Source organism: Achromobacter sp. 01N37 (assembly GCF_056399725.1).
Map to the genome: position 1 here is coordinate 185,533 of NZ_JBFTRX010000005.1, position 12,835 is coordinate 198,367.

A 12,835-nucleotide genomic window follows, 5' to 3' on the forward strand; every position below is an offset into this window, starting at 1 on the left:
CGCAATAAAGGCGGGAGGGAAGCGCAACATTATATTGTTGCAATCCCAAAATCGGAAATGGGCCGTCCGAAGACGGCCCACCGATGTTCAAGCCAGCAAAACGGCGCGGAGCGCGGCCGCCCCAAATGGGCGCCCTTCGTTGCCGCCCTTCATTGCCGCCCTTCCTTGGCGCCCTTCCTAGCCGCCCCTAGTGCGCCTGCTCCCAGTTCTTGCCCATGCCCACTTCGGCCACCAGCGGCACGCGCAGCTCAGCCACTGCACACATCAAACGGGGCAACGCTTCCTTGACCACGTCGATCTCGGCGTCCGGTGCTTCCAGCACCAGTTCATCGTGCACCTGCATGATCATGCGCGTTTGCAGCTTTTCCGCTTCCAGCCAATCTTGCACGGCCACCATGGCCATCTTGATCAGGTCAGCCGCGGTGCCTTGCATGGGCGCGTTGATGGCGGCCCGTTCTGCGCCCTGCCGGCGCGGGCCCGACGCCCCGCGGATTTCCGGCAATTGCAGCCGGCGGCCGAATACGGTTTCCACATAGCCTTGTTCGCGCGCCAAGCGGCGGGTATTTTCCATGTACATCGCCACGCCGGGATAGCGGGCGAAGTAGCGGTCGATATACGCCTGCGCCGCGTCGCGCGTGATGCCCAGGTTGGACGCCAGGCCGAACACGCCCATGCCGTAGATCAAGCCAAAGTTGATGGCCTTGGCCGCGCGGCGCTGCTCGGTGGACACATCCGGCAAGGCCACGCCGAACACTTCCGAGGCCGTGGCGCGGTGGATGTCCTCGCCAGCGGCGAAGGCGCGTTGCAGGTTTTCGTCGTCGGACACATGCGCCATGATGCGCAATTCAATTTGCGAATAGTCCGCCGACAGCAACACGCCCTGTTCAGCGATGAACGCTTCGCGCACGCGGCGGCCAGCCTCGGTGCGCACCGGAATGTTCTGCAAGTTGGGATCAGACGACGCCAGACGGCCCGTGATCACCGCCGCCTGCGAATAGCGCGTATGCACGCGCCCGGTATTCGGGTTGATCATGCGCGGCAGCTTGTCCGTGTACGTGGACTTCAGCTTGGACAAGCCCCGATATTCCAGCAGCACCTGCGGCAGCGGATAGTCTTGCGCCAGCTTGGTCAGCACGTCTTCGTCGGTAGACGGCGCGCCGCTTGCGGTCTTGCGCACCACGGGCAGCTGCATGCGCTCAAACAGGATCTCGCCCAACTGCTTGGGCGAATTCAGGTTGAACGGCTGGCCGGCCAGTTCATAGGCCTTTTGCTCCAGCCGCAGCATTTCCTGGCCCAGCTTGTGGCTTTGGCGGCCGAGTTCAGCGGCATCCACCTTCACGCCATTGCGTTCGATGGTGGTCAGCACCGCCGACACCTGGATCTCAAGCTGGTAGATGCGGTTCAAGCCTTCGTCGGCCGCCACCATTGGGCGCAGCACCTGATGCAGTTGCAAGGTGAAGTCCGCGTCTTCGGCAGCGTAATGGCCGGCCTTGTCCACCGCCACTTCGTCAAAGCCGATCTGCTTGGCGCCCTTGCCGCACAGGTCTTCATACGACACGCCGCTGCGGCCCAGATAGCGCTGGGCCAGATCATTCAGCCCCACGCCGCGATGCGATTCCAGCACGTAGGCTTGCAGCATCGTGTCGTCGGTGATGCCCGCAAGCTTGATGCCTTCGTTGGCGAACACATGGGCGTCGTACTTGGCGTGATGCAGCAGCTTGGCGCGCGAGGCGTCTTCCAGCCACGGCTTCAAACGCGCCAGCACTTCGGCCTTGGGCAGTTGGGTGGCGCCGTCCGGGCCGCGATGGGCCACGGGGATGTAGCAGGCCACGCCCGGCTCCACCGCCAGCGACAGGCCAACTAGCCGCGCCTGCATCTGATCAAGCGAAGTCGTTTCGGTATCCAGCGCCACCAGCGACGCGCCTTGCAGCTTTTCAAACCAGGCGTCGAATTCAGCCCAGTCGGAAATGATGCGGTAGTCGATTTCAGTGGGCGCTGCCGGCGCCTCGGCTGCAACGCGCGCATCCCCAGTGGGCACGCGCTCGGCGTCGCCCGTCAGGTCGCGCAGCCAGGTGCGGAAACCATAGCGCTCGTACAGCTCGGTCAGCGTGGCGTCGTCGCGCGCGCGCGGCGTCAGGTCGTCCACGCTTTCGATATGGCCGGTCAAGTCACAGTCGTACTTGACCGTGAGCAGTTGGCGCGTCAGCGGAAAGTTCGGAATGGCTTCACGCAAGTTGTTGCCCGCCACGCCCTTGATGCCATCGGCGCCTTCGATCAGCTTGTCGATGGAACCGAATTCAGTCAGCCATTTGACGGCCGTCTTCGGGCCGACCTTGGTGACGCCCGGCACGTTGTCCACGGTGTCGCCTACCAGCATCAGGTAGTCAACGATGCGGTCTGCGGGCACGCCGAATTTATTGACGACGCCAGGTTCGTCCAGCACTTCGCCCGTCATGGTGTTGACCAGCGTGACGTGGCTGTTGACCAGCTGCGCCAGGTCTTTATCACCCGTAGAGACGATGGTGTGCACGTCGTGTTCGGTGGCACGCTTGGCCAGGGTGCCGATCACGTCATCGGCTTCCACCCCTTCAATGGCCAGCACCGGCCAGCCCAGCGCGCGCACGGCGCGGTGGATGGGTTCGATCTGCGCGGCCAAGTCCTCCGGCATGGGAGGACGGTGCGACTTGTATTCGGGATAGAGGTCGTCCCGGAAGGTCTTGCCGCGAGCATCGAAAATACATGCGGCATACTCTGCCTTGTGGTCAGATACAAGCTTGCGCAACATGTTCACCACGCCGTAGAGCGCACCCGTAGGTTCGCCTTGCGCATTGCGCAAATCAGGCATAGCGTGGAAAGCGCGGTACAAGTAACTTGAACCGTCGACCAGTAATAAGGTTTTTTTCATGGTTACAAAGGCAGATATGGAAACACCCGCCGGCAAACAAATTCCGCTGATTATGTCAGAGATACGGACGGCGGCAGACAAGCTCGCAAACATCGGGCCCGCAGTCAGCGTCTTCGGCAGCGCACGAGTCAGCCGCAATTCCCCCCACTATGAAACCACCGTTGCGATTTCGGCCGCCCTGGCCGGCGCCGGTTTTGCGGTGATCGCTGGGGGCGGCCCCGGCATCATGGAGGCCGCAAACAAGGGCGCATTCGAAGCAGGCGGCACCAGCATCGGGCTGAACATCAGCCTGCCGCACGAAGCGCACAACAACGAATACCAAACCATCAGCCTGTCGTTCGAATACTTCTTCTCGCGCAAGGCAACGTTCTTCATGCACAGCTTCGCCTACGTGGCGATGCCGGGCGGATTTGGCACGCTGGACGAGCTCTTCGAAGCGTTGACGCTGATCCAGACGGGCAAGGTTCCGCCGGCACCCATCGTGCTGGTGGGCAGCGAATACTGGTCTGGCCTGGTCGAATGGCTGGGCGACCAGGTGTTGAGCAACGGCATGATCGGCGCGCATGACCTGGATCTTTTCATCATCGAAGACGATCCCGTCAAGGTCGTGCGCCGTGTCGTGGAATTCCACGACAAAGTCACATCCGAAGCGCAGTACGCGCCGTCGCTGCCGGCCTGATTCCTGATCAGGAAAACAGACACGCCCCACCGCCTGGCGACGGGGCGTGTCGTGTCACATCCTGGATTTCGTGCCGGCTTCCCAAGCCAAGATTATTTGCGCATAAACGACGGCACGACATCGGCCGGGATCGGGCACACATACGGCTGACCGCGGCGCGCCTCAAGCAATTCTTCCTTGGCGCGCGCCAACGCTTCCGGCTGCGTATACAAATCTGCTGCGGTCGCCGCGATGATTTTCGCGGCATGCACCATGCCCTTGTGCGCCATCGACATCTTCCCCTGCGCCACCATCTGCCACGAATGGAACGGCGTGCCATAGGCGTAGCAAGCGCCCCAGCACTGCGCCGTGGGCGTCACCCAGCTGACGTCGCCCACGTCGGTAGAACCGTAACTGATCTCCGTCTTGGCCGGATCAAACGGCGCCACGCCCGCGAACAAGGGCGTGGGGTTGCGCAGCACGGCGCCCAGGTTTTTACCCGCGTTATCAATGTCGTCTTCGCTGATCGCATCCCACATGCGGCGCGCCGCCTGCTCTTCGCCCGGCGTGTAGGCCGGCCCTTGCAGCGCCTGCATGTTGGCGTACATCACGTCGTTCAGCACGCGGTTCGGCATGTAGTTTGAGCAGGCCTTGTCGAACACGATTTCCAGCTCGCAGCCGGTCATCAACGCCGCGCCGCGCGCCACGTTCTTCACCCGCTCATACAGGTCGGCCGCCTGCGAATTGATCGGTGCGCGCACCAGATAAAGCACTTCGGCACGCGCCTGCACCACGTTGGGTGAAATGCCGCCGCTGTTGGTCACGGCGTAATGCACGCGCGCATCCGGCACCATGTGCTCGCGCAGATAGTTCACACCCACGTTCATCAACTCCACCGCGTCCAGCGCGCTGCGGCCCAGATGCGGAGAATTCGCCGCGTGCGCCGCGATGCCCCGAAAGCGGAAGTAGGCCTGGATGTTGGCCAGTGACGACTGATAAAAAATGCCCGTGTGCGATGCCGGGTGCCACGTCAGCGCCGCATCCACATCATCAAACAACCCCGCGCGCGCCATGAAGGTCTTGCCCGACCCGCCCTCTTCCGCCGGACAGCCGTAAAACCGGATCGTGCCCGGCAACTGCTTGGCCTCCAGGAATTCCTTGACGGCTACGGCGGCGAAATGCGCGGCCGTACCCAGCAGATGATGGCCGCAACCGTGGCCGTTGCCATTGGGCGTCTCGGGCGACGGCGCACAGGCAAAGGCGCCGCTTTCCTGGCTTAAGCCCGACAGCGCGTCGTACTCGCCCAGAATGGCGATGACGGGGCCGCCCTGGCCGGCTTCCGCGACGAACGCAGTGGGAATGCCGGCGGCGTCGCGCGTGACGCGAAAGCCCGCTTCCTCAAGCATAGCGATGTGCAGCTCGGCCGACTTATGCTCGTCATAGCGCAGCTCGGCCAGGCTCCAGATGCGGTCGCTCAAGTCGGCATAACGGTCGCTGCGCGCGTCGATGAACGGCGCAAGTGTATCGATGGCACCCATTGCTTCTCCAGTGAAAGGGATGATCCTGTCTCGGTGAAAAAAGCCTGTGATTCGTCCAGCTTGGTTCCGGCAGTTTCAATCATTTCCAGGCGGGAAGCCAGAGCGAATCCGGGGCGCTCGCCGGATCAGGCCATCGCCTTGATGATGGCTTCGCGCGCAAGCCCGATAAATTCTGTCTCGCCGGGGCGTGCGGGCAACAGGCGGAATTCCACCATCGGCAAGGCCGGCAAACCCGGCGCGTGCAAGCGCGCAATGCCTGGCGCCAGCGCCGATTCATTCAGGCAGGCCACGCCCAACCCCGCCGAAATCGCCAACTGCAAACCGGCTACGCCAGAGGCCACATGCGACACGGTATAGGGCACGCCTCGCCGGGATAGCAAGCGCTCTACGTACTGACGCAGCGCACACGTTTCGGGCAACACCAGCAGCGGCAAGGGGTCATGTTGCGGCGCGCTTGCGCCTTCCGCCGCCATCCACAGCAACGGTTCGCGGCGCAGCAGCGCGCCTTGCGCACGGGCTCGGGGCGCGCCACGTTCCTGGATCGACATGGAGATGCCGACATCAATCTCGCCGCGTTCATAGGCGGCCTCGATCGCGCCGCTTTTCATGATGGTGACGTGCAGCCGCACTTGCGGATATTGCTCGTTCAGGCGGCGCAGCATGCGCGCCACGTCACCGGGGCGGAAGTAGTCAGTGATGAACAGCCGCAGCTCGCCTTGCAGCGCCACGCCGCGCAGATCGCGGTAGGCCTCGTCGCTCAAAGCCAGAATGGCGCGCGCGTGCGCCAACAGGCGTTCACCTGCGGGCGTGGCCGTCACGCCCGTCTTGCCGCGCACGAGCAGCGGCTGGCCAGCACGGTCTTCCAGTTTGCGCATCTGCTCGCTGACGGACGACTGCGACAGAAACACCTTGGGCGCGGCCGCCGTCAGGCTGCCTGCATCCAGCACGGCAACCAGTGTGCGCAACTGGTCCAGATCGAATCCCGACATGATTTATCCAACGGATTTATCGATGGATTGAATCGTAATTTCCCGCTTTTCCGATGCCAATCGGCTGCCTACACTGGCCCTGTCCCTTCCCCTTTCAGGAGCCAAAAATGCCCCACATCGTCGTTCATCTCTCGGGCCAGTCCGACCCCGCCATCAACCGCCGCGTGGTGCAATCCGTTGCCGGCCTGACCCAGTCCGTACTGGGGAAAAAGCTGCCCGTCATCGCGATCACGTTGCAGCATATTCCGCATGACCTGTGGTTCATCGGCGGCCAGCCGCTGTCAGAACTGGGCAAGAATGCCTTCCACCTGGACATCAGCGTCACCGACGAGACCAACACCAAGGGCGAAAAGGCGCGCTTCATCAAGGAGATCTACGCGGCGTTCCAAGAGATTCTGGGCGAGCTCCACGAATGCTCTTACGTGCATGCGATCGATGCGCGCGCCGCGGCATACGGCTACGGCGGCGCCACGCAGGAATACCGGCACCAGCAAAACGGCGTGTAATTCACCGGCCAGCGTTGAAGCTGAAAAAAAAGCCGCACACCCTAAGGTGTGCGGCTTTTCTTTTGCTGCCGAACCGCAAGGGGCCTTAGCCCCAGCGTGGCTTAGACAGCGGCGTCGCGCGCGGCGCGCTTGCGTTCGTTTTCCAGCAGGTGACGCTTACGCAGACGGATCGACTTCGGCGTGATTTCCACGAGTTCGTCGTCGTCGATGAATTCAACAGCGTATTCCAGCGACATCTGGATCGGCGGAACCAGGCGCACGGCTTCGTCGGTGCCCGAGGCGCGAACGTTGGTCAGCTGCTTGCCCTTGATCGGGTTCACGACCAGGTCGTTGTCGCGGCTGTGGATGCCGATGATCATGCCTTCGTACAGCGCATCGCCCGGGTTCACGAACATGCGGCCGCGGTCTTGCAGCTTCCACAGTGCGTAGGCCACGGCGTCGCCGTTGTCCTGGCTGATCAGCACACCATTACGGCGCTCGCCAATCGAACCTTCCTTGATCGGGGCGTATTCGTGGAAGATGTGGCTCATCAAGCCCGTGCCGCGCGTCAGCGTCAGGAACTCGTTCTGGAAACCGATCAGGCCACGGGCCGGGATCAGGTATTCCAGGCGGGTACGGCCACGGCCGTCCGGCTGCATGTCTTGCAGGTCGCCCTTGCGGCGGCCCAGCTCTTCCATGACGCCGCCCTGGTGAGCGTCTTCAACGTCAACCGTCAGCGATTCAAACGGCTCGCACTTCACGCCGTCGACTTCCTTGAACACCACGCGCGGGCGCGACACGGCCAGCTCGTAGCCTTCGCGGCGCATCGTTTCCAGCAGAATCGTCAGGTGCAGTTCACCACGGCCCGACACTTCRAACACSGTGTCGTCGCCSGTKTCGSSCACRCGCAGCGCCACGTTSGACTTCAGTTCGCGGTCCAGGCGSTCGCGCASYTGGCGGCTGGTCACGAACTTACCTTCGCGGCCGGCCAGCGGCGACGTGTTCACCATGAAGTTCATGGTCAGCGTCGGCTCGTCGATGCGCAGCATCGGCAGCGCTTCTTGCGTGGCCACGTCGGTGACGGTGCAGCCAATGCCCAGTTCTTCGATACCGTTGATCAGCACGATGTCGCCGGCTTCGGCTTCATCCACCACCACGCGTTCCAGACCGTGGAACTTCAGCACCTGGTTGATACGGCCGCGGCCGCCCTGGCCTTCCGGACCGAACTTGTAAGCCACTTCCATGCCGGGGCGCATACGGCCACGGTTGATGCGGCCCACGCCGATCTTGCCGACGTAGCTGTTGTAGTCCAGCGAGATGATTTGCATCTGCAGCGGGCCATTGGGGTCGTCGTCACGCTGCGGCACGTGCTGCAGAATGGCTTCGAACAACGGGCGCATGTTGCCTTCGCGCACGTCCGGGGTCAGACCGGCGTAGCCCGACAGACCCGAGGCGTACACCACCGGGAAGTCCAGCTGTTCTTCGGTCGCGCCCAGCTTGTCGAACAGGTCGAACGTGGCGTTGATGACGAAGTCGGTACGGGCGCCCGGGCGGTCAACCTTGTTGACGACCACGATCGGCTTCAGGCCCAGGGCCAGCGCCTTGCGCGTCACGAAGATGGTCTGCGGCATCGGGCCTTCAACGGCGTCCACCAGCAGCAGCACGCCGTCAACCATGGACAGCACGCGTTCGACTTCACCGCCGAAGTCCGCGTGTCCCGGGGTGTCGACGATGTTGATGTGCGTGCCTTCGTATTCAACGGCACAGTTCTTGGCCAGAATCGTAATGCCGCGTTCTTTTTCCAGATCGTTCGAGTCCATGACCCGTTCGGTCAGCGCCTGGTTTTCGCGGAAGGTGCCGGATTGGCGCAGCAGCTGGTCGACCAGGGTTGTTTTACCGTGGTCCACGTGGGCGATGATGGCGACGTTGCGCAAGGCGCGAGTCATAGCGAGTCCTTTAAGGTCAGGGTGGAGGGCAGCAAGCCCTCCGGCAATTCGTTCAGTGCAAGCAATGCCTGCTTCGGGTCTGGCATGGCCTGCAAGGCTTCCAGCTCAACGGCGCGTTCCAGAGAAAATGGCCCGACATGCGTGCGCCGCAGCGCCGTCAGGTGGGCGAAACAGCCCAGCACGCGCCCGATGTCCTGGGCCAGTGTTCGGATGTATGTGCCTTTACTGCAAGCCACATCGATCTCTGCCTGCGTCCCCGAAAGGGACAACAGCTCGATGCGGTGTATCGTGATTTGTCGCGGAGCGCGTTCCAGCTCGATGCCGGCGCGCGCGTACTCGTACAACGGTTTGCCGTCGCGCTTGAGCGCGGAGTACATCGGCGGAATCTGTTCGATCGTGCCCGAGAAACGTGACAGCGCGTCGCGCAATGCCTGTTCCTCTACGGCAAAACCCGGCTCGGCGGTCGACACGACATTGCCGGTCAGGTCGCCAGAATCGGTTTCGCTGCCAAATTGCAGCGTAGCGCGATAAGCCTTGTCGGCGTTCAGCATCGCGCCGGAAATTTTAGTTGCGCGACCCATGCAGCACACCAGCAAGCCGGTGGCAAAGGGGTCCAGCGTGCCTGTGTGACCGGCTTTCGCCGCGTCCATGGCGCGTTTGGCGCGTTGCAAAGCGTGGTTACTCGACAAACCTACGGGTTTGTCGAGCAACAGCACACCGTCGAGCGCAAGCCCGCGTCGTTTAGCCATCGTCGAAATCCGGTTGAAAAAGCAGTGACGACAGCCCGATCAGGACTGGTCTTCAGGTTCGTCGGGCACGCCCGAGTGCGGGCCGGGCCGGTTTGCGCGGTCGATGAGGATCGACATTTCGATACCACGGGCAATTTGCTCGTCGTGGAAGAAACGCAAAGTGGGGACAGTGTGAATGTGCAACAGCTTGTAGAGCTGAGAATGCAGCCAACCGGCTTTTTCGTTCAGCAAGGCAGTGGCGGCTTCGGGCTCAGCGCCCAAAACCGTGAACCACACCTTGGCATGCGCGTAGTCGGTCGACAATTCCACACCGGAGAGCGTGATCAGGCCAGCGCGAGACATATCGATTTCGCGCTGGATGATCTCGGCCAGATCCTTCTGGATCTGGTCGGCCAGCCGCAGATTGCGGCCGGGGATGGCTTTGGACTTGTGACGGCTCATTAGCAATAATGCCTCGCGACGCTTTACAGCGTACGCGCGATTTCCTTGATTTCAAAGACTTCCAGTTGGTCGCCCACCTGGATGTCATTGTTGCCGCGCAGCGTAAGACCGCAATCGAAGCCCGACTTGACTTCCTTGACGTCGTCCTTGAAGCGGCGCAGCGATTCGAGATGCCCCGTCCAGTGAACCACGTTGTTGCGCAGCAGGCGCACCTGGGAATCGCGGCGGACGATGCCGTCAAGCACCATACAACCGGCGATGTTGCCGAGACGCGAGATGCTGTAGACCTCACGGATTTCGACCAGGCCGATGATTTCTTCTTTCTTCTCGGGCGCCAGCATGCCCGACATGGCTGCCTTAACTTCATCCACGGCGTCATAGATGATGTTGTAGTAGCGCACATCGATGCCGTTGTTTTCGGCCAGCTTCTTAGCGCTTGCTTCCGCACGCACGTTAAAGCCAATCACGACAGCGTTCGAGGCGATAGCCAGGTTGATGTCGGTTTCCGAGATGCCGCCAACAGCCGCGTGCACCACTTGCACACGGACTTCGTCGGTCGACAGCTTGACCAGCGACTGCACCAGCGCTTCCTGCGAACCTTGCACGTCGGTCTTGACGATAAGCGTGAGCGTTTGCGTGCCCTCGCCCAGGTTGTCGAACATCGATTCCAGCTTGGCGGCCTGTTGGCGGGCCAGCTTGACGTCGCGGAACTTGCCTTGGCGGAACAGTGCAATTTCGCGCGCCTTGCGCTCGTCGGACAGGGCCATCAGTTCGTCACCAGCGGCCGGGACTTCGGTCAGACCCTGGATTTCCACCGGGATCGACGGGCCGGCCGACTGGATCGGCTTGCCGTTTTCGTCCAGCATGGCGCGCACGCGGCCAAAGCTTGCGCCGGCCAGCACGACGTCGCCGCGCTTGAGCGTACCGCTTTGCACCAGAATCGTCGCGACCGGGCCGCGGCCCTTGTCCAGACGGGCTTCGATGACCAGACCCTTGGCGGGTGCGTCTTCCGGTGCCTTCAGTTCCAGCACTTCGGCTTGCAGCAGCACGTTTTCGAGCAGATCGTCGATGCCTTCGCCGGTCTTGGCGGACACACCCACGAACGGCACGTCGCCGCCGTATTCTTCCGGCACAACCTGTTCGGCAACCAGTTCCTGCTTGACGCGCTCCGGGTTGGCCGACGGCTTGTCGATCTTGGTCACGGCCACGACCATGGGCACGCCCGCAGCCTTGGCATGGTGGATAGCTTCACGCGTTTGCGGCATCACGCCGTCGTCGGAAGCCACCACCAGAATGACGATGTCGGTGGCCTTGGCGCCGCGGGCACGCATGGCGGTGAACGCCTCGTGGCCCGGGGTGTCAAGGAAGGTCACCATGCCGCGTTCGGTCTGAACGTGGTAGGCGCCGATGTGCTGCGTAATGCCGCCGGCTTCGCCCGCGGCAACCTTGGCGCGGCGGATGTAATCCAGCAGCGAGGTCTTGCCGTGGTCGACGTGGCCCATGACGGTCACGACCGGGGCACGCGGCAGTTGTTCGGCTTCGGAAACCGTTGCGGAGATGTCCAGGAACGCTTCCGGGTCATCCAGCTTGGCGGCGATTGCCACGTGGCCCAGTTCCTCGACCACGATCATGGCCGTTTCCTGGTCCAGCACCTGGTTGATGGTGACCATCTGGCCCAGCTTCATCAACTGCTTGATGACTTCTGCGGCCTTGACGGACATCTTGTGCGCCAGGTCGGCCACGCTGATGGTTTCCGGCACGTGAACTTCACGTGCGATGAATTCGGCGGGTGCCGGCTCGTTGCGGCGGTCATTCTGCTGGTTGCGGCCACCACGGCCGCCGCCCTTGCCACCACCCTTGCCGCCTGCACGCCAGCCATCACGGCTGGCCGGGGCTGCCGGCTTGTCGGCGGGCTTCTTGCGCGAAGCGTCATCAGACCAGGTCGAAGCGACTTCGGCGGTCTTGATGGTCTTCTTCGTGCCAGGAGCGGCGGGCTTGGCGTCCTTCTTGGCGCCAGGAGTGGCACCCGGCTTGCCAGCCGGCTTGTGCAGCGTGCCCGAAATCGGAGCAGCGGCAGCAGCAGGCGCCTCCGGCTCGGGGGCGCGCAGCACCTTGCGCGGACGGTTCAGCATCTCGCGCAGGGCAGCGGCTTCGGCTTCTGCAGCGCGGCGGGCCTCATCGCGGCCACCCGACGTAGCGGAGGCGGCGAGCGGCGGGCCAGCGCGGCGGTTGTCGGCGCGATTGCCCACCCTGGCGGCGGGAGCCGGTGCGGCGGCCGCAGCAGGTGCGGCAGGCGTCGGCGCAGGCGCGGCGGCCTCGGGCTTGGCAGCGGGTTTCACGGATTCGGACTTCGCAGCAGGCTGAGCCTGGGCGATCGGCGCATTGGCCTGGGGGGAAGGTGTTTCGGACTTATTAGCTAGCACAACAGGTTCCGGCTTGGCTTCTTCAGCCTTGGGCTCGGTGGATTCAGTCTTAACTTCGGGCTTGGCCTCTTCGGCCACGGGCTCGGCAGGAGCAGGCGCCGGCGTCGGTTCGGGTTCAGGCTGAGCCTGAACTTCGGGGGCTTGCGCCTCGACGGTGGCGGGCACTTCGGCCGCGACGGATTCAACAGGCGCGGGCGCTTCAACCGGCGCGGGCGCTTCTACAGCAACAGGCTCTGCCGCTTCAACGGGGGCCGCAGCCTCCGCCTGCACGGGAGTGGTCTCGCGAGGCTCGACCACGGCAGGCGCCTCGGATGCAGCCGGCGCGGACACCTGCTGCTCTTCTTCGACGGAGACTTCTTCATCAGCACGCGCGGACGCGGCCTGCTCCAGGGCGATTTCGGAGGGATCACGCTTGACGAACACGCGCTTCTTGCGCACTTCGACCTGAATCGTGCGCGAGCGGCCGGTGGCGTCAGCCTGCCGGATCTCGGACGTTTGGCGGCGCGTCAGGGTGATCTTCTTGCCTTCGGTCGCGCCGTGGGCGCGACGCAGCGATTCGAGCAATTTCGCCTTGTCGCTGTCGGTGACGGAATCGTCAACCGATTTGAGGTCAACACCAGCCGAGCGCAGCTGATCCAGCAGCACATTGGCAGGCATTTTCAGCTCGGTAGCGAACTGGGCGACGGTGTTACTCGACATTA

The 12,835-nt window shown here is 63.1% G+C and carries 9 protein-coding genes; 2 read left to right on the plus strand and 7 right to left on the minus strand.

Annotated features, from left to right (window positions below; genetic code table 11):
- Positions 1–187: 187 nt before the first annotated feature.
- Positions 188–2,905: a DNA polymerase I gene (polA, locus tag AC1DSJ_RS12405; RefSeq protein ID WP_054423605.1), complete on the minus strand. Its 2,718-nt coding sequence runs from the start codon at positions 2,903–2,905 to the stop codon at positions 188–190.
- On the opposite strand from polA, the gene AC1DSJ_RS12410 reads away from it, so the two are divergent.
- Positions 2,904–3,584: an LOG family protein gene (locus AC1DSJ_RS12410; RefSeq protein WP_447577317.1), complete on the plus strand. Its 681-nt coding sequence runs from the start codon at positions 2,904–2,906 to the stop codon at positions 3,582–3,584. The genes polA and AC1DSJ_RS12410 overlap by 2 nt on opposite strands.
- Before the next feature lie 92 nt (positions 3,585–3,676).
- On the opposite strand, the gene AC1DSJ_RS12415 is transcribed toward AC1DSJ_RS12410, so the two are convergent.
- Together AC1DSJ_RS12415 and AC1DSJ_RS12420 are read right to left on the minus strand one after the other, a co-directional pair.
- Positions 3,677–5,101 carry a M20 family metallopeptidase gene (locus AC1DSJ_RS12415; protein WP_054423608.1) on the minus strand — a complete coding sequence of 475 codons (1,425 nt, stop codon included), beginning with the start codon at positions 5,099–5,101 and terminating at the stop codon, positions 3,677–3,679.
- 125 nt (positions 5,102–5,226) lie between these two features.
- Positions 5,227–6,090, minus strand: coding sequence for a LysR family transcriptional regulator (locus tag AC1DSJ_RS12420; RefSeq protein ID WP_441370688.1), 864 nt, complete (start codon positions 6,088–6,090; stop codon positions 5,227–5,229).
- Between the two features lie 107 nt (positions 6,091–6,197).
- On the opposite strand from AC1DSJ_RS12420, the gene AC1DSJ_RS12425 reads away from it, so the two are divergent.
- Complete coding sequence (locus AC1DSJ_RS12425) at positions 6,198–6,596, plus strand: tautomerase family protein (protein ID WP_441370687.1); 399 nt, start codon at positions 6,198–6,200, stop codon at positions 6,594–6,596.
- A gap of 101 nt (positions 6,597–6,697) precedes the next feature.
- On the opposite strand, the gene typA is transcribed toward AC1DSJ_RS12425, so the two are convergent.
- From typA to infB, 4 genes are read right to left on the minus strand one after another with little or no spacing between them, the layout of a single operon-like run.
- On the minus strand, positions 6,698–8,521 hold the full coding sequence (typA, locus tag AC1DSJ_RS12430; RefSeq protein WP_476760317.1) for a translational GTPase TypA: 1,824 nt from the start codon (positions 8,519–8,521) through the stop codon (positions 6,698–6,700).
- A complete protein-coding gene (gene truB / locus AC1DSJ_RS12435; protein WP_054423615.1) occupies positions 8,518–9,270 on the minus strand; it encodes a tRNA pseudouridine(55) synthase TruB in 753 nt (250 codons plus the stop codon). The genes typA and truB overlap by 4 nt, the downstream gene beginning before the upstream one ends.
- Positions 9,271–9,309: 39 nt before the next feature.
- The gene (gene rbfA, locus AC1DSJ_RS12440) at positions 9,310–9,711 is read right to left on the minus strand and encodes a 30S ribosome-binding factor RbfA (RefSeq protein ID WP_006218273.1); all 402 of its coding nucleotides are present in this window, start codon (positions 9,709–9,711) and stop codon (positions 9,310–9,312) included.
- Positions 9,712–9,734: 23 nt separating this feature from the next.
- Entirely contained in the window at positions 9,735–12,833 is a 3,099-nt protein-coding gene (gene infB, locus AC1DSJ_RS12445; protein WP_054423617.1) for a translation initiation factor IF-2, read from the minus strand.
- Positions 12,834–12,835 lie beyond the last annotated feature (2 nt).

Bases quoted from the DNA above. Each gene is read 5' to 3' on its own strand.
- AC1DSJ_RS12410 (WP_447577317.1), top strand. From the start codon at position 2,904: ATGGTTACAAAGGCAGATATGGAAACACCCGCCGGCAAACAAATTCCG.
- polA (WP_054423605.1), bottom strand. From the start codon at position 2,905: ATGAAAAAAACCTTATTACTGGTCGACGGTTCAAGTTACTTGTACCGC.
- AC1DSJ_RS12415 (WP_054423608.1), bottom strand. From the start codon at position 5,101: ATGGGTGCCATCGATACACTTGCGCCGTTCATCGACGCGCGCAGCGAC.
- AC1DSJ_RS12420 (WP_441370688.1), bottom strand. From the start codon at position 6,090: ATGTCGGGATTCGATCTGGACCAGTTGCGCACACTGGTTGCCGTGCTG.
- AC1DSJ_RS12425 (WP_441370687.1), top strand. From the start codon at position 6,198: ATGCCCCACATCGTCGTTCATCTCTCGGGCCAGTCCGACCCCGCCATC.
- truB (WP_054423615.1), bottom strand. From the start codon at position 9,270: ATGGCTAAACGACGCGGGCTTGCGCTCGACGGTGTGCTGTTGCTCGAC.
- rbfA (WP_006218273.1), bottom strand. From the start codon at position 9,711: ATGAGCCGTCACAAGTCCAAAGCCATCCCCGGCCGCAATCTGCGGCTG.
- infB (WP_054423617.1), bottom strand. From the start codon at position 12,833: ATGTCGAGTAACACCGTCGCCCAGTTCGCTACCGAGCTGAAAATGCCT.